Here is a 23,362-nt window from a genome sequence, read left to right as displayed (position 1 = left end):
TGCGGCCTACTTCCGCCGTGTCCAGTGCTGCACGGTGCCGACCACACCCCGGCGGAAGAACAGCACCACCAGCACGAACACCACGCCGGTGACGATCCCGACCGGGAGGTTCGCGGTGGTCAGGATGTCGCGCAGGATCAGCACCAGGCCCGCGCCGATCACCGGGCCAAACAGGGTGGTGGTGCCGCCCAGCAGGGTCATCATGACGACCTCGCCGGAGGTGCGCCAGTTCACGACCTCCAGGCTGACGACCCCGTGGCCGAAGGTGTACATGCTGCCCGCCAGCCCGGCGAGCGTGGCGCTGATCAGGAAGGCGGTGAACTTGAAGCGCTGTGGGTCGTAGCCGATGCTCTGGGCGCGGGGCTCGTTGTCGCGCACGGCCTGCTGGGCCCGCCCGAACGGACTGCGCACCGTGCGCCACGCGACAGCGAAGCCCACGGCGAACAGCACGAGGCACACGTAGTAGCGGGTGGTCGAGTCGCTGAAGTCCAGCCCCCAGAAGCCGGGACGCTCGAAGCCCTGGAGGCCGTTCTCGCCGCCGGTCAGGTCTGTCCATTGCAGCGCCAGGAACGAGATCATCTGCGCGAAGGCGAGCGTGATCATGGAGAAGTAGATGCCGGCGCTGCGCACGCTGAGGTACGCGACCGGCACGGCGAGCAGCAGCGCAGTCAGGGTGCCGCCCAGCAGCGCCACGGGCACGCTCTGGCCGTTCGACAGCAGCGAGGCGGTCACGTAGGCAGACGACCCCCAGAACGCGGCGTGCCCGAACGACAGCAGGCCGCTGAAGCCGAACAGCAGGTCGAAGGCGACCGCGAACAGTCCCCACGCCAGGATGTCCAGCGCCAGAACCGGGTAGATCAGTTTGGGCAGCACCAGCAGCAGCAGGCCCAGGCCGGCCAGCCACACGGCGCGGGTGGTGCGTTCGCGGTCGGTCAGCGCGGCGGTGCGGGGGAGGGCGGTCACCGTGCCCCCTCCGGCAGGCCGAACAGGCCGCTGGGCCGCACGAGCAGCACCACGAACATGAGGACGAATACCAGGGTGTTGGCAACCGGCGGGTACAGCGCCGCGCCCACGGCGGCCAGCACGCCCACCGCGAAGCCCGTGACCACGCTGCCCAGGATGCTGCCCAGCCCGCCGATCACGACGACCGCGAAGGTCGTGATGATCAGCTCGGCGCCCATGTAGGGCTCGACCGAGTAGATCGGCGCGGCCAGCACGCCCGCCAGCCCCGCCAGGCCCACGCCGACCGCGAACACGCCCGTGACCCACTTGCCCACGTCGATCCCGAAGGCGCGGGTCACGCCGGGGTTCTCGGTGCTGGCGCGGATGATCGCGCCCACGCGGGTCTTCTCGATCACGAACCACGTCAGCACGCAGATCACCAGCGACAGCGCGATCACGAACAGGCGGTATTTGGGGAACACCACGAAGCCCAGGTTCACCACCCCGGACAGCACCTCGGGCGGCGAGTACGGCGCGCTGGACACGGCGAAGCGGCTGAGCATGACCTGCTTGACAAGGTCCTGGGTCAGCAGCGTCAGGCCGAAGGTGAGCAGCAGGTTGTAGCTGGGCTCCAGCCCGTATAGCCGCGACAGCAGCGTGCGCTCCAGCACCGCGCCCAGCAGCCCGACCAGCACCGGCGCGATGACCAGCGACGGCCAGAAGCCCAGGCCCAGCGCCTGCCCCAGCGCGAAGGCCGTGAACGCGCCCAGCATGTACAGCGCCCCGTGCGCGAAGTTCACGATCCGCAGCATCCCGAAGATCACCGCGAGGCCCAGCGACAGCAGCGCATAGAACGCCCCGTTCACGAGGCCGTTGAAGACCTGAATCAGCAGTAACTGTGTATTCATTCCATCCCTTTAGCCGGCGGCGTTCATCCGGCCCCTACACCTCCGGCCAGGGGCTGGTGATGCGCTGCCCCTGGCCTCCGCTTCCGTGGCCTCTGGCATGGCCCACCCGCTACGCTCCGTGAACTACATCCGGCACTTGCTCTCGCTGAGCGGCATGAAGGCCTTCGCGGCCGGAATGGTGCTCAGGCGCGTGAAGAGGTCGCCGGTCTCCTTCGCGTCGGCCTTGGCCTTGACCTGCACGGTATGCACATCCAGCAGGACGCGGTGATCCTGGGCGCGGATGGTGGCGTGGCGGGCGAACATGTCGTCGAAGGTGGCCCCTTCCAGGGCCTTGACCACGGCGTCGCCGTCATCGGTCTTGGCGCGGGCCACCGCGTTCAGGTAGGTCAGGGTGGCGGAGTACACGCCGGCCTGCGCCCACGTGGGCTTCTTGCCGAAGGCCTTCTCGAACTTCGCGGCCCACTGGCGCGAGCGGGCGTCGAAGTTCCAGAACCACGGCACGGTGGCGATGGCCCCCGCGAAGGCGTCCTGGCCCAGCGCGGCGACATCCGTCTCGAACAGCAGGCCGATCCCGAGGCCGACCCCCTGCTTCTTCAGCCCGAACTCGTTGTACTGCTTGACGACGTTCACGAGGTCGTTCCCGGCCTGCATGGTGCCGAAGATCTTCGGTTTCAGGCTCTGGGCCTTGAGCAGGTAGGACGAGAAATCCGTGTTGGGGAAGGGGGTGGCGTCGCTGGGGGCGGCCAGCTTCCCGCCGTTCTCCTGCACGGCGGCCGTCATCTGGCGGTTCAGATCCTGCCCGAAGGCGTAGTTGGGGTAGATGATGTACCAGCTGCTGCCGCCGCGCTTGGTGACGGCCGTGCCGGTGCCGTTGGCGAGCATGTAGTTGTCGTAGGCGTAGTGGAAGGTGTACTTGTTGCACGACTCGTTGGTCAGGGCGGTGGTGCCGCCGGTCACGACCATCACCGGGATCTTCTTGCCCTTGGCGACGGCCGCCGCCGACAGCGCCGCGCTGCTGGTGGGCAGATCCACGAGCATGTCCACGCCCTGGCGGTCGATCATCTCGGCGGCCTTGTTGCCGGCGACATCGGCCTTGTTCTGGTGGTCGACGCCGCTCACGCTGATCTTGCCGGCGTAGGCCTTGTTGGCCTTCATGAAGTCCTCGGCGGCGAGCTGCGCGGCCTTCACGCTGCCCTGGCCGGACAGCTCGGAGTACACGCCGGACAGGTCGGTCAGGACGCCGACCCGGATGCTCCCGCCCGACAGGGTCTGGGCGTGGGCCGCGGTGGGCAGGCTCAGGGCGAGGGTCAGCAGGGCACAGGTGGTCTTGTTCATGGGGTTCCTCCGGGAGGTGGGGCTGGATGGACGCTCTTTCAGACGCTCAGGTGGTTCAGGAGGTCGCCGCGCCGGGTGTGGGCCTCGGCGCGGCTCAGTTCGTCGACGATCTCGCCGTCCACGAACACGTAGTGGCGGTCGGCGAGGCGGGTGGCGAAGTTCAGGTTCTGTTCGACCAGCAGGATGCTCATGCCCTCGGCGCGCAGGGTCTCGATCATCCGGCCGATGGCCTGCACGATCACGGGCGCGAGGCCCTCGCTGGGCTCGTCGAGCAGCAGCAGGGTCGGGGCGCTGCGCAGCACGCGCAGGGTGGCGAGCATCTGCTGCTCGCCGCCCGAGAGCTTGCTGCCGGGGTGGTGGCCGCGCTCGCGCAGCACCGGGAAGGCCTCGTAGGTGCGCTCGGTGCTCCAGCCGCCCCGGCGGGCCGGCGGGAGTTCCAGGTTCTCCTTCACGCTCAGGGTGGCCAGGATCGCGCGTTCCTCCGGCACCCACGCCACGCCCCGCGCCGCGACCCGGTGGCTGGGCAGCCGGGTGATGTCGTGGCCGCCCAGGGTGATCTGCCCGGTGCGCGAGCGCAGCACGCCCATGATGGATTTCAGGGTGGTCGTCTTGCCCGCGCCGTTGCGGCCGATCAGGGACACGACCTCGCCTGGGTTCACGTGCAGATTCACGCCGTGTAGCACGTGGCTCTGTCCGTAGAAGGCGTTCAGGTCGCGCACGTCGAGCAGCGGCTGGGTGCCGGCGTCGGGGGTCGGGCCAGGAGTGGGGGCGGCGTGGGCGGTCACAGCTGCGCCTCGTCGCCCAGGTAGGCCTCGATCACGCGTGGATCGCGGCGCACGTCGTCGTAGGCGCCGCTGGCGAGCACCGCGCCGTATTGCAGCACGGTGATCCGGTCGGCCAGTTCGGCCACCACGCTCATGTTGTGTTCGACCAGCACGACGGTGCGGCCCTGTGCGACCTGCCGCACCAGGCCGGTCACGCGGGCAATGCCCTCGCTGCCCATGCCGGAGGTCGGCTCGTCGAGCAGCAGCACGCGCGGCTCCTGGGTCAGCGAGATGCCGATCTCCAGCTGCCGCTTCTCGCCATGGCTCAGGTCGGCGGCCAGGCGGGCGTGGGCACTGCCCAGCCCCACGTCCGCGAGGATGCGGTCAGCCCGCTCGCCCAGGGCGTCCAGGGCGCTCAGGCGCGACCAGAACTGTCCCGGCAGCCGGGTGGGCGACTGGAGGGCGACCAGCACGTTGTCCCGCACGGTCATGGTCGGGAACACGCTGCTGATCTGAAACGAGCGGCTCAGGCCCCGGCGCACCACGGCGTGAGGGGCCAGCGTGTCGATGCGCTCACCGAACAGGCGCACCTCGCCGCTGGTGGGGGTCAGGAAGCCCGAGAGCAGGTTGAACAGCGTGGTCTTGCCCGCGCCGTTCGGGCCGATGATCGCGTGGATCTCGCCCTCGCGGATGCCCAGCGTCACGTCGTTGGTGGCGCGGAAGCCCCGGAAGTCCTTGACGAGGTTACGGGCCTCCAGGGCGGGTGGCGCGCCGGGTGTGGGCGCTGGATGTGGTGTGGTCATGGCCGTCACGGCGACCGGCCGGATGCAGCGTCGGGCATCGTCCCCCCTTGTGTACGGTTGTGGTACGGGGGGAGTGTAGGGGCGGGGCGTCACACCCCCGTTACACCGGGAGCGGTGATGGGTTCAGGTGCGGCTGGGGCCGCCCACCTCGGTGGGGCGGGGGTAGGCGGGGGTCTCGTTGCCGGGCACATAACCGCGCACGCCCTGGAGCAGCGCCCGGATCTGCGCGAAATCGGCCTCAATGTCGCCGCTGGGATGCACGTAACCGATCATGCCGAAGCGCCTGCGTCCCCAGTCGAAGGCGGTCACACCGATGGGCACGCCGGCCTCCAGCGCCATGTAGTAAAAGCCGGTCTTCCAGTATTCGCCCCGCGACCGCGTGCCCTCGGGGGCGACGGCCAGCACCAGTTCGGGCTCACGGTCGATGATCGCCACGACGGCATCGACGAAGTTCCCGCCGGCCCGGCGGCGGTCGACCGGCAGCCCACCCAGCGCCCGCATCAGCAGGCCCAGCGGCGGCGTGAACAGCTCGCGCTTGGCCAGGAAGTGCATCGGCAGCCGCATGGTGAGGGCCAGCAGGATGCCCGGCCAGAAGTCCATGTTGCTGGTGTGCGGCGCGACGGCGGCGACGAACTTGGGTCCGGGCGGTGGGGCCAGCACCGGCGTCCAGCCGAGCACCCGCATGGTGAGCCCGGCCAGGCGGGAGGTCAGGGTGGGCGTGCGGCCGGGCCACAGGGGAGACATGTCGCGCGAGTATACGGGTGTCCGGCGCGGCGGCGAGATCAGTGCCGGTGGGTGTCGTGGCCCGGTGCCGCACGTTCGGTGGCGGGCCGTTCCTGCCATGCGGCCAGCAGCAGCGAGACGACAATGACCACCCCGGCAAGCATCAGTTCCATGGGTTCATGATGGAGGTGCTCATCCGACCTTCATCTGACGGACAGGCGCATGGATGCTGGAAACCGCACGGCCGCCCCCCATCCTGCTGCCCCTGCCGGGGGCATGGAGCACCGGGGGTTCCCACCGGCGGCGGAGGTGGGCTGACGGCCCCCGCACCCCGAACGCCGGTTCAGGCAATGATCCACGGTGCCCGGCCCAGCCGGTAGACTGTGGACGTGATCCGTCGCCCTGCTGTCACCCGGCACCGTCATGCGGTGCGGCGTGCGGTGGTGATCGCGGCGCTGGCGGTCAGCGCGGCCCTGAACGCGGCGGGCGCGCCTCCGATTCCGGCGCGGCCCCTGCCGGGCATCCCGGTCTTCGAGTACGTCCGGCCGGCGCGGCCCCTGCCGCCCACCCTGCCGGGCGAGGCCACGGTGCTGACCGTCGAGAACGGCACGGTTCGGCACGCGCTGACCCTGCGGCAGCTCAAGGCCCTGCCGGCCGTGCGCTACCGCACCAATCACCTGCAGCTCCGGCAGGACTACACCTACGAGGGCGTGACCCTGCGCGACCTGGCCGGTCTGGCCGGCTTCCAGGGGCGCAACATCCGGGTGTACGCCGCCAACGGTTTTGCGACCACCATCCTGGCCAGCGACTATATGCACCATCCGATCATGCTCGCGTACTCGGCCGACGGCAGCTCCATCCCGGTGCTGAGGAAGGGGCCGCTCACCGTCGTGCTCCCCGCGCGGCCCGCACGCTTCCACCAGCCCGCCTATTCGTCGGCCTGGGTCTGGTTCGCGGAGCGCGTCACACCGGCACCGTGACCCGGCTGAAGTTCGCGCAGGGCAGATGGCGCGGATCGGCCGTGCTGGTCGGACTGCGCGAGGGGCTGCTGGCCGCGCTGCCGGCCGTGCTCACCGTGACGCTGCTGCTGCTGGCCACCCAGCCGGCGTACCGTTCCCTGATCTCGAGTGGTAACGGCTGGACGCCCTACGCCTATCAGGCCCTCGCCCACGACGTCCAGGCATACGAGATCAGCCGGCTGCGGCGAGACCTGACCCCGGCACAGGTGGCGTTCACAGGTCAAATGGCGCTGTCGAGCGCGATTGCACCCGCGCAGTTCGGGGCGCTGGCCGAGGTCGAGCGCCTGGGCGAGGCGCGGCTGTCGCGCGTGGCCGCCCTGCTGCGCCAGGACACCCTGGTGTCGCTGAGTCAGGCGTCGCGGGAGGCCGTGGCCCTGAACGCCCAGGCCGCCGAATACGCCCGTGGCGTGGCGGGGCGCTACGTGAGGCAGCTGGCCCGGCTGCAGAGAATCCTGATCGGCACAGCGATCCTGACGGGGCTGCTGAGCATGCTGCTGACCGCGCGGGCGCTGATCATGTGGCGCGCCGAGCGGCACCGCCGCACCCGGCGCGAGACGCGCCAGCGCGAGGCCCTGCAGTTCGCCAGCCACGAGCTGCGCCGGCCCCTGCAGTCCCTGCTGCTGGCCAGCGACCTGCTGCGCCATGCCGACTCCCCGGAGCGGCAGCAGTACCTGCTCGCCATGATCGAGGACAGCGCCGCGCAGCTGGCCAGCCGCGCCGACCTGACCCGCCTGAGCACCCTGTATCTGGACGTGACCCTGCGGGTCGAGGCCACGGATGTCCGCACCGTGCTGCGCCCCCTGGCGTCGGCCCGCGTGAGCGTGGCGCTCCCGGACGTCCCGGCGATCTGGGAGATCGACCGTGACCGGGTGCGGCAGATCATGGAGAATCTGGTGGAGAACGCCCTGACCTACACCCGTGGCCCGGTCGAGGTGAGGCTGCGCGTCTCGCAGACCAGCCTGGAGATCACGGTGCGCGACCACGGGCCGGGCCTGCCGGCCGATCAGCTGGAGAGCGTGTTCCTGCCCTTCGAGCGGGGGCCGCACGGCCAGCAGGACGGGCATGGCCTGGGCCTCCCGCTGGTGCGGCGCTACGCCCGTGCCCACGGCGGCGACGTGACGCTCGCGCCGGCGGTGGGCGGCGGGCTGGTCGCCACCGTGCGCCTGGGCGAGCCGCCCTCGCCGCTGACCGAACCGCGCCGCCCGACGCTGTTCGAGTGATACCAATTCCGATTGAATCGGTTCAGAGAGCCGATTCCATCCGACCGGAGGGACTCGTAGAGCTGCGAAGCAGAGAAGGAACAGGATGCCGGCTCTGCGGCATGGAGCCGCGACCGGCGCTGTCCCGGTGGTGGCGCAATAGAGCGGAGTCGGCATGAGCCTGGGTCACGGCGCGGGGCGCGACAGCTTGCCGGCGATGACGGCGTGGCGGGCTCCGGTCGTGGCGGGCAGCGTGTTCGGCCAGCCCTGGTAGGCGTAGTAGCCCAGCACCGCGAAGGCCGCCGCCTCCCGCGCCGCCGAGTTCCAGCCGCGTTCCTCGAAGGTCACGACGGGCACCGGCGCGAGCGCCTGCCGGAACTGGGCCATGAACGTCGGATTCAGCGCCCCGCCGCCCGCCACGACGATCTCGTCCAGGCCCAGCGGCAGTACGAACTGCTCGTAGGCCTGCGCCACGCTCCGGACGCTGAAGGCCGTGACAGTCGCCGCGATGTCGCGGGCGTCCAGCTCGAACACGCCGGGGAGCTGCTGGAGGTTCCAGCGTTCCCGCCCGGTGGATTTGGGCGGCGCGGCGAGCAGGTAGGGATCGTCCAGCCACGTGCGGATCAGGGGGTCGGCGACGTATCCGCTGGCTCCCAGCTGCCCGCCGTCGTCGAAGCGCCGACGGAACAGCCCGGCGGCCTCGTCGATCAGGGCGTTGGCGGGGCCGGTGTCGAAGGCCAGCACGCCGGCCACGTCCAGGCCCGGCAGGTAGGTCAGGTTGCTGATCCCGCCCAGGTTGTGCACCGCCCGCCGGACGCCGTGCTCGGCGTACATCAGGTGATCCGCGAAGGGCACCAGCGGCGCGCCCTGTCCGCCGGCCGCCATGTCCGGCGGGCGGAAGTCCGAGATGACCGGCCGCCCGGTGCGCTCCACGATCATGGACGCCTCGCCGATCTGGAGGGTGCTGCGGGTGTGCCAGCCCCGTGCCGGATCGGGGGCGGGGATGTGGTGCACCGTCTGGCCGTGGCTGGCGATCACGTCGGCTCCGTCCGAGAGTTCGGCGGCGGCGGCGGCGAGCACCTCGCCAATCCAGAAGTTCGCCTGGGTGAGGTCGCTGGTGCGGGCGTCGTCGCGGCCGGCGGCCAGCAGCGCGTCCCGCAGGTCGTCGGTGAATGGTGTGTGGCGATGCTCCAGCACGGTGACGCGCGGGGCCGGGCCACTGAGCTGGGGCGGCCGGCCGGGCGTGCCGCACGCGGGCCAGCCGGGCAGCTCGATCAGGACGGCGTCGATCCCATCGACGCTGGTGCCGGTCATCAGGCCCAGGACGCGGGGGGCGCGGGTCATGCCCGGCACCGGGCGCGGTCGGCCGCGCGGGGAGCGGAGGAACAGGCCGTGCTCGGGACAGGCAGCATCCGCGCATTGTGCCACTGCGGGCCACGCCTGCCGGAGCATGTCCCGCTGTCCACTGTCCCGTCACGCGGAGCGGAACAGTCATCCCGGCCCGATCTGGGGCATGATGGGAGGGCGTGGCAGGTCGCCGCAGGGCCCTGCCGGAACGCTGGACGTCCGCCGCCTCAGTTCGGAGGCCGCGAGTCGCGCCCGTTCTCCTCTCACCAATGCCGCGTCCCGCGGCCCGCCCCTGCGGGCGTCACACAGGATGTCCATGACCCGAACCCGAACTGCTCCCCGGAGCGCTGCCACCCCTGCCGCCCCCTCGACCTCCGAAGGCGCCGCGCCCACCGTCCGCGACTGGCGGGCCTTGCTGGGCGACCGCACGCCCACCCCCGTGCAGGAAGGTGCGATTCCCGCCCTGCTGGCCGGGCGCGACGTGATCACGACCGCCCGCACCGGCAGCGGCAAGACGCTGGCCTTCCTGATTCCGGCTGCCGCCCGTGGCATCGGCATGCGCGACGTGCGCGGGATGCGCCCCGAGGTGCTGGTCGTGACGCCCACGCGCGAACTGGCCGTGCAGATCCGCGACGTGGCCCGCGAACTGGGGATGACCGCCGGGCGCATCACCGGCGGGATCACGCCGGGCCAGACGCGCAGCGAGGCGACCGGCAAGGGCCTGATCGCTGGCACCCCTGGCCGCCTGAAAGACCTGATCACCCGGAACGAACTGAGCCTGGCCGGGCTGAAGTACGTGGTGCTCGACGAGGCCGACGAACTGCTGTCGCTGGGCTTCCTGCGCGACGTGGGCGACATCCTGCGGGCCGCGCAGACCCAGACGGGCAGCGGACACGGCGGCCAGCACCTGCAGCTGGCGATGGCCTCCGCGACCTTCCCGGCCGAGATCCGCTCGGTCGCGGAGCGGTTCATGGTGCGTCCCGAGCGCATCGACATCGCGCCGGCCCGCCACGCTGACAGCGATTCGAACGCCGCCGACATCATGGGCGGCGCGACCGGGGCCACCCACCTGCTGCTGAACACGACCCGCGACGACGTGCTGAACGTGGCCGCCACGCACGCGAAAGACGCCCTGAGCAAGCCCGGCGGCTGCGTGGTCATCTTCTGCCGCACCAAGGCGCTGGTCAAACGCCGCGCCGAACGCCTGAACGAACTGCTGAGGGGCGAGATCGTGAGCCCCCTCCAGGGCAACATGGATCAGAAGAAGCGCGAGCACACCATGATGCTGCTGCGTGAAGGCAAGTCCCGCGTCCTGGTCGCCACCGACATCGCCGGGCGCGGGATCGACCTGCCGGAGGTGCGGCTGGTGATCCACATGGATATCGCCCAGACCTCCGAGGATCACGTGCACCGCTCCGGCCGCACGGCGCGGGCCGGGCGGCCCGGCGTGAACCTCGTGCTGCTGATCCCCGAACAGCGTGGGTTGTGGCAGAGCGTGCGCCGGGGCCTGCCCGAGGCGCTGCACCCGCCCCTGAGCCGCGAGGAGACGCAGATCGACCGCGCCATCCAGGAGAAGCAGGGCCAGGGCAGCGGCAACGGCGTGGGCCGGCAGGGCGGCGGTCAGCCCAGGGGCCAGGGTCAGGGTGGGCCGCGTCCGCAGGGGGCGGCCCAGGGTGGTCGTTCCGGCGGCGGTCAACCGTCCGGTCGCAGTGAGGGTGGCGAGCGGCGCGGCCAGTCGGGTGGCGGCCAGGGCCAGCGTGGCGGCAGCGCTCCGGCAGGCACCGGGGCCGGGCGCGTCGGCCCGCAGCCTGCACGGGGCCGGGGCGGACGCGGTCGGCGGTAAGAAGGATCGACTGGGCTGATTGCAGTGGGGCTGCGGGCGAACCCCTCTGCTTCGCAGGTCTCCGAGTCCGCCCCTCCGGGGCACCTCCCCTGGGGGGGAGGCAAGGATGTGATGGTTGGCTCCCCCCCAGGGGAGCTGTCAGCGCAGCTGACTGAGGGGTTCGTCCGCCGCCCCACCGCCCCTCCCACCCCATCCAAAAAGAAGACGCCCTGGATCGTGTGTCCAGGGCGTCTTCTTCTGTCCTGACTCAGCCCGGTCTCGCTACCAGGGCGCGGCCCTCGCCGTTCAGGTGGTACAGGCCGGTCGTGGCGGGCACGATGGCGGTCGCGTACTGCGGCAGCTCCAGCGACTCCAGGCCGGCTTCCAGGGTCAGGGTGCCCTCGACGGTGGTGACGATGTGCACGCGGCCCGCCGTGTCCTGGGCCTGCTCACCCGGCACGCCGCGCAGCGTGAAGTACTCGCACGCCACCAGTTCGCCCAGTCCCAGGGTGTCGTGGCCGGCCCGGAAGTCGCCCTGCGCGTGCGGATCGGTCACGCGCACGGACTCCTCGATGTGCAGCCTCCGGCCAGCGCTGGCCGGGCGATCCCAGTCGTACACGCGGTAGGTGGTGTCGCTGGCCTGCTGCACCTCGTACAGCAACAGACCCGGCCCCAGCGCGTGCAGGGTGCCCGCCGGGATGAAGATCGTGTCGCCGGCCTCTACGGTGCGCCGCACCGACAGCTCCAGGGTGTCCTTGCCGTGGCGGATGGCAGCGGCCAGGGTCTCGGGAGCGGTGCCCGGCACCACGCCGGCCAGCAGTTCCGCATCCGGGGCGGCCCGCAGGATGTGCCACGCCTCGGTCTTGCCGCGTTCGCCGGGGCCGACCATCTCCTGGGCCTGGGCGTCGTTCGGGTGCACCTGCACGCTCAGCCAGTCGTGGCAGTCGAGCAGCTTGATCAGCAGCGGAAAGCCTGTCTGGGCGTCCAGGCCCGTGCCCAGCAGGGCCTCCGGGTGGGCGGCCATGATGCCGCCCACGGTCTGTCCGGCCAGTGGCCCCTGCTGCACGACGCTCTCGCCGTCCGCGATCCACGCCTCGCCGATGGGCGTGCCGTCGGCGGTGGGCGGAGCGAGCAGGTCACCGCCCCACACCCGCGGGTAATAGCGGGGGGTGAGCAGCAGGAAGGCCGGCAGGGACGGAGGAGCACTCATGGGCCCAGGGTACGGCAGGCCCGCCGGACACGGCAGGGGCCTTCTCTTCATGGCAGATCGGGGCGGCTGGATCAGGGCGTGCGGGACACGGCCCAGCCCTCGGCCGTGACCACGCCGCCGGGCATGGCCTGAGGCAGCGCGGCTCGGGCATTCACGGGAGTGAGCGGGAGCACGGTATTCCAGCCGCTCCGGGTGCCTTCCACGGTCAGGGTCTCGCCGTCCTCCAGCGCATTGCCGTGGGTGTCGGCCAGGGCGTCGACCCGCTGCGGGGCAGTCCAGCGGGCGCGGGCAGGCGGGCCGGGCAGCACGTCCACGTCCCCGACCTCGCCGGCCGCCTGTCCGGTCGTGGCGACGACGTGCATGACGCCGGGCACGCGGGAGGTGGGCAGCCAGGTCCACGCATACAGGTGCTGCGGAGTCATGGTGGCCGTCACGACCGTGCCGTCGGGGCGGGTCGAGCGGACGGTGACGGGCAGCGCGGACACGTTGCCCTGCGCGTCGACCGGGTGCAGCACCAGCGCGGGCGGCCGGATCCATGTGACCCGGATGGCCCGCGCCCCGATCTTGAGTTGCAGCGGCGTGACCGGCGGGCCGGGGTCGCGGCGCAGCTCGCCGGTCACGACCTGTCGGCCGACCTGCACGCGGTAGGGCGTGAGACCGGCGCGGGCGTAGGGCACGCTCAGCTCGGCCCGGCCACGTTCGGTGCGGCCGTGCACGCGCACGGTGCCGGCCGGCGTGAACAGCGTCACCGTGACGGGCCGCCCGCCGGGCAGCTGCGGGCCGGTCAGCAGGAAGGCGGTCGAGGTCGCGGTGGTGCTCACGTCCACCTGCGGCGGGAGCGTGTCTGCGTCCTTGTGGGCACACGCCGCCAGCAGCAGGAGCAGCACCAGCAGCACCACTCTCATGGGCTGGGCCTCATACCAATTCGGATTGAATCGGTTCAGAGAACCGATTCAATCCGACCGGAGGGACTCGTAGAGCTGCGAAGCAGAGAAGGAAGAGGATGCCGGCTCTGCGGCATGGAGCCGCGACCGGCGCTGTCCCGGTGGTGGCGGAATAGAGCGGAGTCGGTATCACGGATGCGGCTCCGGGATGAAGGCGTTCAGGGTCACGCGGTAGGTGCCACCGGGCCGGGCGAAGGTGCCGGGCACCGGGCCGGGCGGGGGGGCCGCCTCGGTCGGGCGGGCGGGCCGGGTGGTCAGTACCCGCAGGCCGGCGGGCGGGGTGGCCGGCACGCGGAAGGCCCACGCGGCGCCGGGCGGCAGGTCGCGGGGGCTGATGGCCTCGTGCACCCACGCCGCGCCGCGTGCGTCGAGCAGCGTGACCAGCGCGTGGGCCACGCCCACCGGGCGCGTCCCGACGTTTGTGACGACCACCTCCAGCTGCCCGCCGCGCACCCGGCTGCGGGCCATCAGGGGGCGCTCCTGCTCGCGGCCGGTCACCACGGCCCGCGCCGCGACCTCGATGTCCAGCGGCTGCGACGCTGTCGCCAGTGAGTCGGGCTGGAAGTCCACCCGGAAGGGCGTGCGCTCGCCGGGGCGCAGCTTGTGCAGGGTCAGTCGGCCCACGTTCTCGCGGGCCAGCGGAGCGCCGCCTGCTCCGCGCAGGATCACGGTGACGGTCGTGTCGGCGGGGCGGGCGTCCACGTTGCGCAGTTCGCCCACGACGCTCAGGCGGCCGTCCGGGACACGGATCAGACGGGTGCCCAGCACCTGGAGCACCGGCCGGTCGAGGACATCGGCGGCGGCGGTCGTGCCCACCGTCAGGCGGCGTGGGCTGCGGTAGAAGGCCACCCCCGGCTGCGTGGTGCCGGGCGTGGGTGCGGTCGGCGTGAGCGTGGGCACCACGTCGGCGGCCCAGCCGGGCGGGGCGGGCCGCACCACGGTATCGGCGGTGTCCGTCCACAGACCCAGCGGCGTCCACCAGTGGCGCATGACCGGCACCGAGTCGCCCACGCGGCCGCGTGACTGCACGTGGTCGAGCCGCGCGTACTCACCGCGCAGGCCCCCGCCGGCCGGCCGCTGCCGCGCGGCGGCGACCACCGCCGCCGTGGCAGCGTGTTCCGGCACCAGCCGGGGCCGCAGGCCCGCCCCCGCCAGCAGCGCCCCGGTGCCCAGCAGCAGCAGGGCCACCGGCCGGCGCGGCTCGGCCAACACGGTCACCACCCGCCCCGAGCGCCCCACGTCGTAGCCGGCCCCGGCCAGGGTGACGGCCGCCAGCAGCAGCGACGCGATCGGCAGCACGCCCCACACCACGCCCAGCGGCGCGGGCAGCTCGGCCCGCGCCGGGCGGGCGGGCACCGGCGGGATGTCCTCGCGCTCCCAGACCATCACGCCGTTCTCGACCGCGCCGATGGGATGGAAGCCGTACACGTGCAGCAGGGGATCGAGCACGGTGGATTTCGCGTACACGAATTTCAGGTTCGTGCGCTCCGGGTGCGTGAGCAGGGCCGTGAGCGGCCCCAGGACCGGCAGGTCGGCGCGTTCCGGGAGGTCGGCCAGCCCGCGTGGGGCCGTGCCGGGCACGCGCGGCAGTTCCGGGGGCAGGTGCAGCAGCCCCGAGGGCGTGCCGGCCCGCGTCCGGGCCGACATCAGCGCCAGCTGGCGGCCGAAGCCCACCGTCAGGAAGCGGTAGCGCCAGTGCTCGTCCTTCTCGATGAAGTTCAGGATCGGTTGCAGGTCGATCCGGGCGGGTTCCTGGGCCCGCTGGGTGCCCAGGGCGTGCAGCCCCACCGAGTACAGCGCCGTGCCGGCGATCAGGGCCATCAGACCCACGCGGGCAGCGGGGACACCGGCCGCGCCGGTTCGCAGGCCCAGGCCCACCACGCCGGCCAGCGGCAGGCACAGCAGCAGTCCGAAGAACAGCAGGGTCTCGGGGGGCGTGGCGACCAGGGCCGGCTGCCCCAGATGGGCACCGAGTACGGCCAGCGCGGCGATCCCCGCGAGGCCCGCGCCGGCCCGCGTCAGGGCGACCGCGCCGCCACACGGCTGACCGGGCCGGGCCCGTCGCCACAGGCCCGGCAGCGCCCACAGCACGCCCAGCAGCGGCACCAGCAGCGTGACCGCCACATCCCGGCCGGCCGCCGCCGCCACGCCCGGTGCCCGCAGGTTCACGCCGTCCGGGCCGCTCCACGCCGCGCTGAACGCCAGCATCAGCAGGCCCGGCGCGGCGCACAGCGCGGCCAGCCACAGCGTCCGGATCATGCGCCGGCGACTGCGCGGCTCCAGCGCGGCCAGGGCCAGCACGGTCAGCAGCCCCAGCGGCAGCGCCGCCCCCGGACACGCCAGCCCGGCGGCCAGCAGCGCCGTGCCCGAGGCCCACCACACCCGCCGTGGCCCGGTGCCGCGCAGGGCGGCGCACAGCGCGGGCACGGCGCTGAGCAGCACGGCCGCACCCAGCACCGCGTCCAGATGCCCGAACACGCTCAGCTGCGTGGCGACCCCGGCCGAGACGCCCGCCAGGAGGGCCGCCAGCCCCGCCGCGTCGGCCGGGACGCCCACCACCCGCGACGCCCGGTAGGTGCCCACGACCAGCAGCAGCGCCGTGAGCAGCTGGAGGGTGCCGTACGCCCCGGCCGGGGTCAGCTGCTGCTCCAGCACGGCCAGCAGCTGCGGCACCAGCGGCGGCAGGCCGGTCAGGGGCATGCCCGCGTACCAGCGCGGCTCCCACGGATCGAAGGGATGCTCGCGGTACGCCGAGGCCAGCAGCAGCAGCGTGCCCGCCCGATCCGAGTTCAGGAAGGCCCGCGAGAGCATCAGCGTGCCGTGCAGCAGCCCGGTCAGCAGCAGCGCCATCCACAGCAGGCCGCCCGGCACCGGACGGGCCAGCGGGGGCGCGGACGGGGGCGCGGCGGCGCTCATGGCGCCACGCTACGACACGGGCCGTCACGCGCGTCTGAACGCCGGGCCCATGCTTGAATGCGGGCGTGGCCCCCCGCCCCCTCCGTGCCCGGCCCCGGCCCGCGCTGTTGCTGGTGGCTGCGCTGCTGGTGGCGCTGCTGGGGCTGGTGCTGCTGGGTCTGGGCGTGCGGGCGCTGCTGGCGGCCCGGAGCGGGTCGGCGTCCGCCGACGCGCAGACCGCCGTGGGCGCCCTGGGCGACGGGGGCGGCATCCTGGCGTGGCGGCCCGACCTGGGCAGCCCCCGCGAGATGGAAGCCTCGACCCGCGAGGCGATCACGGATGCGTGGCTGCGCGGCGAGCGCGAGCTCCGCTACGCCGTGCGCAGCGGCACCGTGGCCGGGCTGGAGGATCTGTTCCAGTCGGCCGCGCTGGAGGATGCCCGCGCCACCGCCGCCAGCGGAAACGCCCTGCTGACCTGGGCGCATGCGCCGCAGCTGCGCTTCTATGCCCCGGACGGCACGACGGTCGCGTTCACGGACACCTTCCGGTACGTGGCCGTGAACCCGGACGCCGGCACCCCGCCCGAGGTGCTGCGCGTGGCGACCCGCACGCTGGATGTCGTCATGATGCTGGACGACGGCAACTGGCGCACCCACCACCAGCGGGTCATGGCCGACCGCGAGCTGCCCCCGGCGCTGCCCGGCGTGCCCCCGGCCGGCGTCCGCGCCGTGCGGGCCGGCCCTGAGTGGTGGACGCGCCGCGCCGACACCCTGCAGCGCGACGTGAGCGCGGTGCGGGAACTGCGGCTCGATACGCTGCTGCTGGCGGTGGATCTCCGTGCCGGCCCCCGCGCCGTGACTGCCCTGGCCGCGCCGCTGCGCACGGTGCTGACCGCGGCCCGCGCCGCCCAGGTGGCCGTCATGCTGGACGTGCAGGCCCCGGCCCTCGATCCGCTGCTGCTGCCGGCGCTGGACGCCGCGCTGCGGGCCGTGCCGCCGGATCCGGGCGTGGCCGGCGTGCTGCTCGCTCCCGGCACGGCTCCCACCGCCGAGCGGCTGGACGTGTGGCGGCGCGTGATCCGCGACCGGCAGCCCGGCGTGCCCATCGGGCTGCGCGGCGACGTCGCCCCCGGCGCGGCCGAGTTCCGCGTGGGGCGCGGCGCGTGGCCGACCTACCGCCTGCGCTGGTGGCCCGGCTGGCCCCTGACCGACGCCCGACGGGCGTGGCAGGTGCAGCAGTTCGTCGCCGCGCATCCGGGCGGGCTGGAGGTCGGTACCCTGTACGACGAACCCGGCGGCACGCGCGGCCTGCTCACCCCGGACGGCTCGTTCCGCCCCGAGGCGCGGGGCGTGCGCGGCGAGGCCCGGCCCCCCGGCCTGCCTGCCGTCCTGACCGAACTGTCGCCGCTGCTGCTGCTGCTCGTGCTCGAATGGCGGCGCACCCGCCGCGTGAACCTCAGGGCGCGGCAGGCCCGCGGATGAGCCGTGTCCCGCGCGCCGTGGGCTGACCGTCCGGGCCGAGCACGTCCGCCAGGGCGGCCTGCCATCCGCCCCGCGTGCCGGCCGCCGCCAGGGCCGCGTCCTGGGCCCGGCGCTTCCACGGCAGCGGAGGCAGCCGGCCCCGGCCGGGCACGGCCAGCAGCGCGTCCGGGAAGCGGGCGGCCACCGCCGGATCGGCCGTCACCACGCCCGACAGGCCCACCCGCCGCGCCACCGTGAGGTCGGCCGATGCGCCGCGCAGGGTCGCCACCAGTGGCACGCCGGGGGCCGCCAGCCGCAGCGCCCCCACAGCCGCGACACTGCCCGGATCGGCCGGATCGACCGGGCCGGGGTCGAGGGCCAGCGTGCCCGGCGGCAGCAGGGCAATCACCTGGGCCCGCAGCGGCACGGTCTCCAGCGTCAGGGGCGTGGTGAAGGCGGGCACCAGGGCCACCCCGGCGTGCGCGGCCCGCGCCGCCCCGAGGTTCAGGGCCTGCAACTCGGCGCGGGTGGGCGGCCAGGCCAGCGGCACCCACAGCGGCCCCAGGTCGCGGCGGCGCACGTGGGCCAGCCACGTGTCCCAGGTCTGCGGTGTCCAGTCGGCCCAGGTCTTCGGCAACGTCAGGGATCGCCACGTGCCTACGCCCGGCGTCAGGGTCGGGGGCGGTGTGGGCACGGGCGACGTCTGGCCCACCGGCCTCAGCTGCTCGACACGCCAGCGGCCGTCCGCCCGGCGCAGCGTCACGTCCACGGTGCGGCGGGCCACGACGATGTCCGTCCAGGCCGCGTCGCCGGGCAAGGCCGTGGCCGTCCAGTATCCGTCGCGCAGCGCCACGCGGTCGCCGTCGGCCGGGGCGGGGCCGGACAGTGCAGCGGCACGCAGGGCCGCGCGGTGGTTCCAGTCGAGCCGCAGGCCGCGCTCCTGCCCGTATGCCCACGCCAGGGCCGGGCCGGTGAACACGCCCGGCAGGCCGGACACGTCGCCGGAGCGCTGCGCGTAGGTCAGTTCCGCGTGGGCCAGCAGGTACGCCTGGCGGATGTCCTCGCGGGACACACCGTCCAGCTGTGCGTCGGCCGGGCCGGGCTGCCAGCGCAGGGGCGGCACCGGCTCGGGACGCCGCGCCAGGTTCAGGGCGCTGACCTGCTCCTGTACGGCGGTCACGCGGGGATACACGCGGCCCAGCACCTGTAACAGCAGCAGCGCGCCCCCCAGCGCCCCCAGCAGCAGCAGCGCGAACACGGTCCGCTTCAGGCGGCGGGCCCGGTGGCCGTCGGGCCGGCGCCCGGCAGGCGGCGCGGTCACGGTGAATCCCACGGCAGGGTCACGACCGCGCCCGCCACCGCCAGCCGCAGTGTCCGGGCGCCGCGCAGCGGCGGCGTGTCCACGTCCACGCGGCCCTGCACCGTGAACCCCCGTGCGGACCACAGGCCGCCGCCCCGGTCATCCAGGGCCGCGATCTCGACCGGGGTGCCGTCGTCCGGCAGCGCGCCGTCGTCCCAGGTCAGGGGGCCGATCCGCAGCCGGTCACCGCCCCACAGCAGGGGCGGGACGCCGCCCAGCAGGGCCGAGCGGGCGACACCACGGGTCTGCGCGTGCCACGTCCCCGCGTGCACGTCCAGCGTCCACGCGCCGGCTGTGTCGGGCAGCAGGATCCAGCGGGCCACACCGTTGACGGTGGCCCGCGCCGCGACGAGTTCCGCTCCGCCGGGGCCGCGTCCCGTCAGGGTGACCAGCGTGCCGTCCCGCACGGGCGTGCCCGCCGCGTCGGTCAGGGTGGCGCTCAGCGCCCACGGCTCGCGCCGGCCGATCCGCACGACGTCCGGCGTGAGGTTCAGCGTGCCACGGGCGACCGGCGGGGGTGGGTTCAGCGCCGTGGGAACCACAACCGGCGCGGTCTGCGGCACGAGCATGAGATCCGCCGGACGCTGACACGCGACCAGCCCGGCGAGGAGCACTCCCGCGAGGACAGCAGCGGCCCGGCCCGTCACGGCACCTCCCGGCGGAAGGCGTCCGCGACCACCGTGACCTCCAGCGGCGTGCTCCGCAGCGGCACGGCCGGCGATCCGGTGCCGGGGCGCAGCTCGCGGTAGCCGGGCGGCAGTTCCAGGTGCAGCGGCGCGGTGCGGGCCTGCATGGGCGGCACCGCTTCCAGCAGGAAGGACTGCGTGACCCACGCCACGCCCCGGTCGTCGCGCAGCGCCGTGATCACGTTGGTGATGGTCGCCTCGGTCGCGCCGGTGTTCTCCACGCGCACGGCCGCGCCGCTGCGCCACAGGTTCAGGCTGCGGTCGGTGCTGCGCGTGCTGGCCGTGCCCTGGGCCCGCACGTGGAAGGCGGCCACCTCGGCCGGGGTCACGCGGAGGCCGGCCCCGTCGAAGCGCACCAGGAAGGGGCTGCGCTCGCCCGGCAGCAGGTGGTGCAGCGCCCGCTCGGCCGCGTCGTTGCGCGCCAGCTCGGTGCCGACGGCGTCCGTGAGGGTCGCGGTGATCGTGATGGCGGCCGGCAGCGGCCCGTCGTTCACGACCTCCCCGACCACGGCCACGAGGTCGCGGGCACCCGGCGCACTGCCCGCCGCGACCACCCGCGAGGACAGCACCCGGATCGGGACCGCGACGGGCGGCAGGGTGCGCTCCAGGGCGGGCAGCGGGACGACGCGCTCGGGCGGGCGCACGGTGAGCTGGGGCCGGGCCAGCAGCCGCCACCCGGCCGGCGTGCGCCGCAGTTCCTGACGGATGACCTCGCGCCGCTCGCCCAGCGCCGTGAACCACGTGAGCTGCACGCGGGCGCTGGCCGAGCTGCCCACCCGCGCCGGGTCGCCGGTGTACGTCACGTCCATGACCTCCAGGCGGTCGAGCTTGGCGTAGCCGCTGCGCAGGCCGCCGACCACCGACAGGTCGAGCCGCCAGCGTTCCTCGGTCAGGCCGCCCTGCGGCAGGATGAAGGTGTAGGCCTCCCCGAAGCGCTTGAAGTCGATGGCGTCCCAGTACGCCAGGATGGCCCCCGGCACGGTCGGCTGGGGCCGCAGCAGCCACGCGGCGCTGCCCAGGCCCGCCAGGCCCACGGCGGTCAGCAGCAGCACCGCCCGCCAGCGCTCGCGCAGGCCCAGCCGTCCACGTCGGCGCAGGCGCGAGCGCCAGCGGGCCAGCGGCCGGACCTGCGCCAGCCGGCCCCACCACGCGCCGCGTCCCGGCGGGGCGTCCGCGCTGTCCTCGCGCAGCCAGCGCACCCAGAACCGCCGCGTGCGCTGCAGCGGGGGCACGGGCCCCACCCGCACCCCCAGGCTGAGCAGCGCCGCGATCGCCGCGCCCGGCGGCAGCAGCCCCCACATCAGCCGCTGCCACGCGGGCAGTTCGCGCCGGGGCAGCCGGGTGGGCAGCGCCGGAATCCCCGGGTGTTCCCACACCATGATGTTGCCCGGCAGCGTGCCCTGACGCTCCCAGCCCAGCGCGTGCAGCATGGGGTCATAGAAGGCGTCGTTCGACAGGATGAAGCGCAGGTGGTACTTGGCCGGCATGGTCAGGAACTGTGTCAGGCTCGCCAGGCCCGGCACGCCTGTGTACTTGGCCCCCTCCAGCCGCTCGACGGGCGTGGTCGTCAGCTCGGGCAGGCGGCGGGCCGAGTGGTAGTTGCCGTCGGGGCTGGTCGCGCGGGTGTTCGCCGCCAGCCACGCCATCTGGTCGCCGAAGCCCAGCGTCATGTAACGGTAGTTCAGGTGGTCGCCCTGCTCCAGGAACCGCACCAGCGGGGCCACGTCGATGCGCTCGGGCTGGAAGCGGCGCTGGTAGGTCAGGGTACAGACCAGCACCGACAGCGTGGCCGCGCCGGCCAGGCCCAGCACGCTCAGCAGGCGGTGCACCCGGCGGCCCAGCCGCGCCACGGCCAGCGAGCGCAGCGCCCCGTGCCGCCACGATTCCAGCACCAGCCCCGCGTACGGCAGGATCAGGATGGTCGCCCAGAACGTGAAGCGGTCGAGGGTCAGGATGTCGAAGGCCCCGCGCAGCAGCAGCTTCGGGATGGGGGTGGTGCCGCCGGTGCCCAGCAGACTCAGCAGCAGGATGCTGGCCGTGACGGGCCAGCGCGGCAGCGAGCGGAAGGGCTGCAGGCCGCGCCGGATCGCGTCGGCGTACAGCGGCAGCAGCGTGGCCCACGGCACCAGCCAGAACATGAAGCCGAACTCGCGGCGCACCAGGAAGTTCTCGCGGCTGCCGTGCGGGATCGATACCTGCGTGATCGGATCGGCGCGGCTCCACAGCCAGTACGGCAGCACCACCATGACCAGCGCCGTGATCGCCAGCGCGCCGTAGATACCGCTGCGGTACACGCGCGGCAGCAGGCGGTACACCCGGCGGCCCATGCGGGCGATCACCCCGCGCCCCTGCGGCTCGCCCGGGCGGGGGCGGGCCGCGCCCTCCAGCACCAGCGCCAGCACCACGGGCGCGACGAAGAACACCGAGCCGAACAGTGTGGTGACGTGGTGCGCGGCGGTCGTGGCCGCCGTGAAGGCCGCGCCCTTCAGGAGCAGCGCCCGCTGCCCGGTGCGGATGTAGCCGGCCGCGTACGGAATGGCGTTGAGCAGCAGCCCCAGGCTCAGGGTGGTGGGCAGCTGCCCGAACACCTGCACGGTCTCGGCGATGGCGCTCGACAGCACCAGCAGCACCGCGCCGTAGCCGGCGGCGCGGGCCGGCACCAGCAGCTTCCCGAAGCGGTAGATGCCGATGGTGATGCCGCTCAGCGCGAGCAGCTGCGTGGCCGCGAAGGCCCCCAGCAGGCCCAGCGGATAGCTCAGGGTGCCGATCAGGAAATGGCTCAGCGGCGGGTACGACGTGAGCGAGAAGCCGGTGTACCAGCGCGGCTCCCACGGATCGAACCAGTGCTGCGCGTAGTGCGAGCCGAAAAAGACGTGGATCAGGGCGTCGTAGGTGCGCAGGAAGCTGCCGCTCAGCAGCTGCGAGCCGTGCAGCACCGCGACCAGCAGCAGGGCCAGCGCGAGCAGCTGCCGCCCGGCCCGCTCGTCGCGGCTCAGGGGACGGGCACTGCGCGGGCCGGCACTGTGCGGGCCGGCACTGTGCGCGGTGGGCCGCACCTGCGGCCAGCGCCACGTGGCCGCCGGTGGCAGACGCAGGGCCACGTGACCCTCACACCGGACTGAAGCGCTTCCAGACCGCGCGGATCGTGCGGCGCAGTGGAAGTTCGATCCAGTCCGGCGGGGTGGTCATGTCACAGCCTCAGTGCGGCCGGGTGGCCACGAAGACCGCGTCCAGCAGTTCGTAGCGGCTGAAGGGCTTGGTCAGGAAGGCGCGTGCGCCCAGCGTCACCGCCTCCTCGCGCAGGCGATCCTCGCCGGCACTCGTGAGCATCACCACCGGCGGCGCGTCCGGCTGCTGGCGCAGGGTGCGCAGCAGATCCAGGCCGCTCTGGCCCGGCAGGTACAGGTCGCTGACGATCACGTCGACCACGCCCAGTTCGAGTTCTGCCAGGGCGTCGGGGACGCTCCCCACCACGACCGGGTGGTGCCCGGCCTGTTCCAGGATGTGCCGCACCAGCAGCCGCATGGCGGGCGCGTCCTCGATGACCAGGATGTGCTGGGCCGTCACCTGTCCGAACAGCGTCATGTTGGCGGGCATCCACCCGCTCACGCCAGATCCTCCCGCAGGGGCAGCACGCGGTCGAGCAGGGTCAGGGACAGCAGTTCCCGGACCGCCGGACCGGCCCCGGTCAGGCGCAGTTCGTCGCCCCGCGCCCGCAGCGCCTTGAGGGTCGCCACGACCCCGGCCAGGGCGCTGGAATCCATGAAACTCACGTCCGCGAGGTTCAGGTACAGGTGGCCGGTGTGACCGGCGAGGTGCGCCTGCAGGGTGCTGCGGAACGTGGCGGCCGTCTGGGCGTCGAGCCGTCCCGACACGTGGAGCGCGTGGCCGTCGGCGCGGGGCTGGGGATCGGTGATGTTCATCGGAAGTCTCCTGGCAGGGCGG

At 73.4% G+C, this 23,362-nt stretch carries 19 protein-coding genes; 4 read left to right on the top strand and 15 right to left on the bottom strand.

What is annotated here, in order from left to right:
- Positions 1-6: 6 nt before the first annotated feature.
- The 6 genes from U2P90_RS01315 to U2P90_RS01290 all read right to left on the bottom strand — a co-directional run bounded on the left by U2P90_RS01315 (position 7) and on the right by U2P90_RS01290 (position 5,496).
- On the bottom strand, positions 7-963 hold the full coding sequence (locus tag U2P90_RS01315; protein WP_322473459.1) for a branched-chain amino acid ABC transporter permease: 957 nt from the start codon (positions 961-963) through the stop codon (positions 7-9).
- Positions 960-1,850 (bottom strand): branched-chain amino acid ABC transporter permease, encoded by an 891-nt coding sequence (locus tag U2P90_RS01310; RefSeq protein ID WP_322473458.1) that lies wholly within the window; start codon positions 1,848-1,850, stop codon positions 960-962. The genes U2P90_RS01315 and U2P90_RS01310 overlap by 4 nt, the downstream gene beginning before the upstream one ends.
- Before the next feature lie 123 nt (positions 1,851-1,973).
- The gene (locus U2P90_RS01305; protein ID WP_322473457.1) at positions 1,974-3,185 is read right to left on the bottom strand and encodes an ABC transporter substrate-binding protein; all 1,212 of its coding nucleotides are present in this window, start codon (positions 3,183-3,185) and stop codon (positions 1,974-1,976) included.
- Between the two features lie 38 nt (positions 3,186-3,223).
- Positions 3,224-3,970: an ABC transporter ATP-binding protein gene (locus U2P90_RS01300; RefSeq protein ID WP_322473456.1), complete on the bottom strand. Its 747-nt coding sequence runs from the start codon at positions 3,968-3,970 to the stop codon at positions 3,224-3,226.
- Positions 3,967-4,752, bottom strand: coding sequence for an ABC transporter ATP-binding protein (locus tag U2P90_RS01295; protein WP_322473455.1), 786 nt, complete (start codon positions 4,750-4,752; stop codon positions 3,967-3,969). Before U2P90_RS01295 ends, U2P90_RS01300 begins: the two co-directional genes overlap by 4 nt.
- Positions 4,753-4,875: 123 nt before the next feature.
- The gene (locus U2P90_RS01290; protein WP_322473454.1) at positions 4,876-5,496 is read right to left on the bottom strand and encodes a 1-acyl-sn-glycerol-3-phosphate acyltransferase; all 621 of its coding nucleotides are present in this window, start codon (positions 5,494-5,496) and stop codon (positions 4,876-4,878) included.
- Positions 5,497-5,864: 368 nt separating this feature from the next.
- On the opposite strand from U2P90_RS01290, the gene U2P90_RS01285 reads away from it, so the two are divergent.
- Both U2P90_RS01285 and U2P90_RS01280 read left to right on the top strand, forming a co-directional pair.
- A complete protein-coding gene (locus tag U2P90_RS01285; RefSeq protein ID WP_322473453.1) occupies positions 5,865-6,455 on the top strand; it encodes a molybdopterin-dependent oxidoreductase in 591 nt (196 codons plus the stop codon).
- A complete protein-coding gene (locus tag U2P90_RS01280; RefSeq protein WP_322473452.1) occupies positions 6,452-7,714 on the top strand; it encodes a sensor histidine kinase in 1,263 nt (420 codons plus the stop codon). The genes U2P90_RS01285 and U2P90_RS01280 overlap by 4 nt, the downstream gene beginning before the upstream one ends.
- 165 nt (positions 7,715-7,879) lie before the next feature.
- Here U2P90_RS01280 and U2P90_RS01275 read toward each other — a convergent pair whose 3' ends face one another.
- On the bottom strand, positions 7,880-9,037 hold the full coding sequence (locus tag U2P90_RS01275; protein WP_322473451.1) for an anhydro-N-acetylmuramic acid kinase: 1,158 nt from the start codon (positions 9,035-9,037) through the stop codon (positions 7,880-7,882).
- A gap of 319 nt (positions 9,038-9,356) precedes the next feature.
- On the opposite strand from U2P90_RS01275, the gene U2P90_RS01270 reads away from it, so the two are divergent.
- Positions 9,357-10,883, top strand: coding sequence for a DEAD/DEAH box helicase (locus tag U2P90_RS01270; RefSeq protein ID WP_322473450.1), 1,527 nt, complete (start codon positions 9,357-9,359; stop codon positions 10,881-10,883).
- A gap of 247 nt (positions 10,884-11,130) precedes the next feature.
- Here U2P90_RS01270 and U2P90_RS01265 read toward each other — a convergent pair whose 3' ends face one another.
- From U2P90_RS01265 to U2P90_RS01255, 3 genes are all read right to left on the bottom strand, one after another.
- Positions 11,131-12,072, bottom strand: coding sequence for a type I phosphomannose isomerase catalytic subunit (locus U2P90_RS01265; RefSeq protein ID WP_322473449.1), 942 nt, complete (start codon positions 12,070-12,072; stop codon positions 11,131-11,133).
- Positions 12,073-12,143: 71 nt separating this feature from the next.
- The gene (locus tag U2P90_RS01260; protein ID WP_322473448.1) at positions 12,144-12,977 is read right to left on the bottom strand and encodes a hypothetical protein; all 834 of its coding nucleotides are present in this window, start codon (positions 12,975-12,977) and stop codon (positions 12,144-12,146) included.
- Positions 12,978-13,145: 168 nt separating this feature from the next.
- Entirely contained in the window at positions 13,146-15,932 is a 2,787-nt protein-coding gene (locus U2P90_RS01255) for a hypothetical protein (protein ID WP_322473447.1), read from the bottom strand.
- A 65-nt stretch (positions 15,933-15,997) separates the two neighbouring features.
- On the opposite strand from U2P90_RS01255, the gene U2P90_RS01250 reads away from it, so the two are divergent.
- Complete coding sequence (locus U2P90_RS01250) at positions 15,998-17,392, top strand: hypothetical protein (RefSeq protein WP_322473446.1); 1,395 nt, start codon at positions 15,998-16,000, stop codon at positions 17,390-17,392.
- On the opposite strand, the gene U2P90_RS01245 is transcribed toward U2P90_RS01250, so the two are convergent.
- The 5 genes from U2P90_RS01245 to U2P90_RS01225 all read right to left on the bottom strand — a co-directional run bounded on the left by U2P90_RS01245 (position 17,367) and on the right by U2P90_RS01225 (position 23,340).
- Entirely contained in the window at positions 17,367-18,692 is a 1,326-nt protein-coding gene (locus U2P90_RS01245) for a hypothetical protein (protein WP_322473445.1), read from the bottom strand. The genes U2P90_RS01250 and U2P90_RS01245 overlap by 26 nt on opposite strands.
- Entirely contained in the window at positions 18,689-19,378 is a 690-nt protein-coding gene (locus tag U2P90_RS01240; protein WP_322473444.1) for a hypothetical protein, read from the bottom strand. Before U2P90_RS01240 ends, U2P90_RS01245 begins: the two co-directional genes overlap by 4 nt.
- The gene (locus tag U2P90_RS01235) at positions 19,375-22,518 is read right to left on the bottom strand and encodes a hypothetical protein (protein ID WP_322473443.1); all 3,144 of its coding nucleotides are present in this window, start codon (positions 22,516-22,518) and stop codon (positions 19,375-19,377) included. Before U2P90_RS01235 ends, U2P90_RS01240 begins: the two co-directional genes overlap by 4 nt.
- Positions 22,519-22,615: 97 nt before the next feature.
- Positions 22,616-23,026, bottom strand: coding sequence for a response regulator (locus U2P90_RS01230; protein ID WP_295820960.1), 411 nt, complete (start codon positions 23,024-23,026; stop codon positions 22,616-22,618).
- The gene (locus U2P90_RS01225; RefSeq protein WP_295820962.1) at positions 23,023-23,340 is read right to left on the bottom strand and encodes an STAS domain-containing protein; all 318 of its coding nucleotides are present in this window, start codon (positions 23,338-23,340) and stop codon (positions 23,023-23,025) included. Before U2P90_RS01225 ends, U2P90_RS01230 begins: the two co-directional genes overlap by 4 nt.
- Positions 23,341-23,362 lie beyond the last annotated feature (22 nt).

The sequence above is a fragment of the Deinococcus sp. AB2017081 genome (genome assembly GCF_034440735.1).
Taxonomy (GTDB): Bacteria; Deinococcota; Deinococci; order Deinococcales; family Deinococcaceae; genus Deinococcus; species Deinococcus rufus.
The sequence above is the reverse complement of the archived record's forward strand: the minus strand, read 5'-3'. Positions and strand labels throughout refer to the sequence as shown.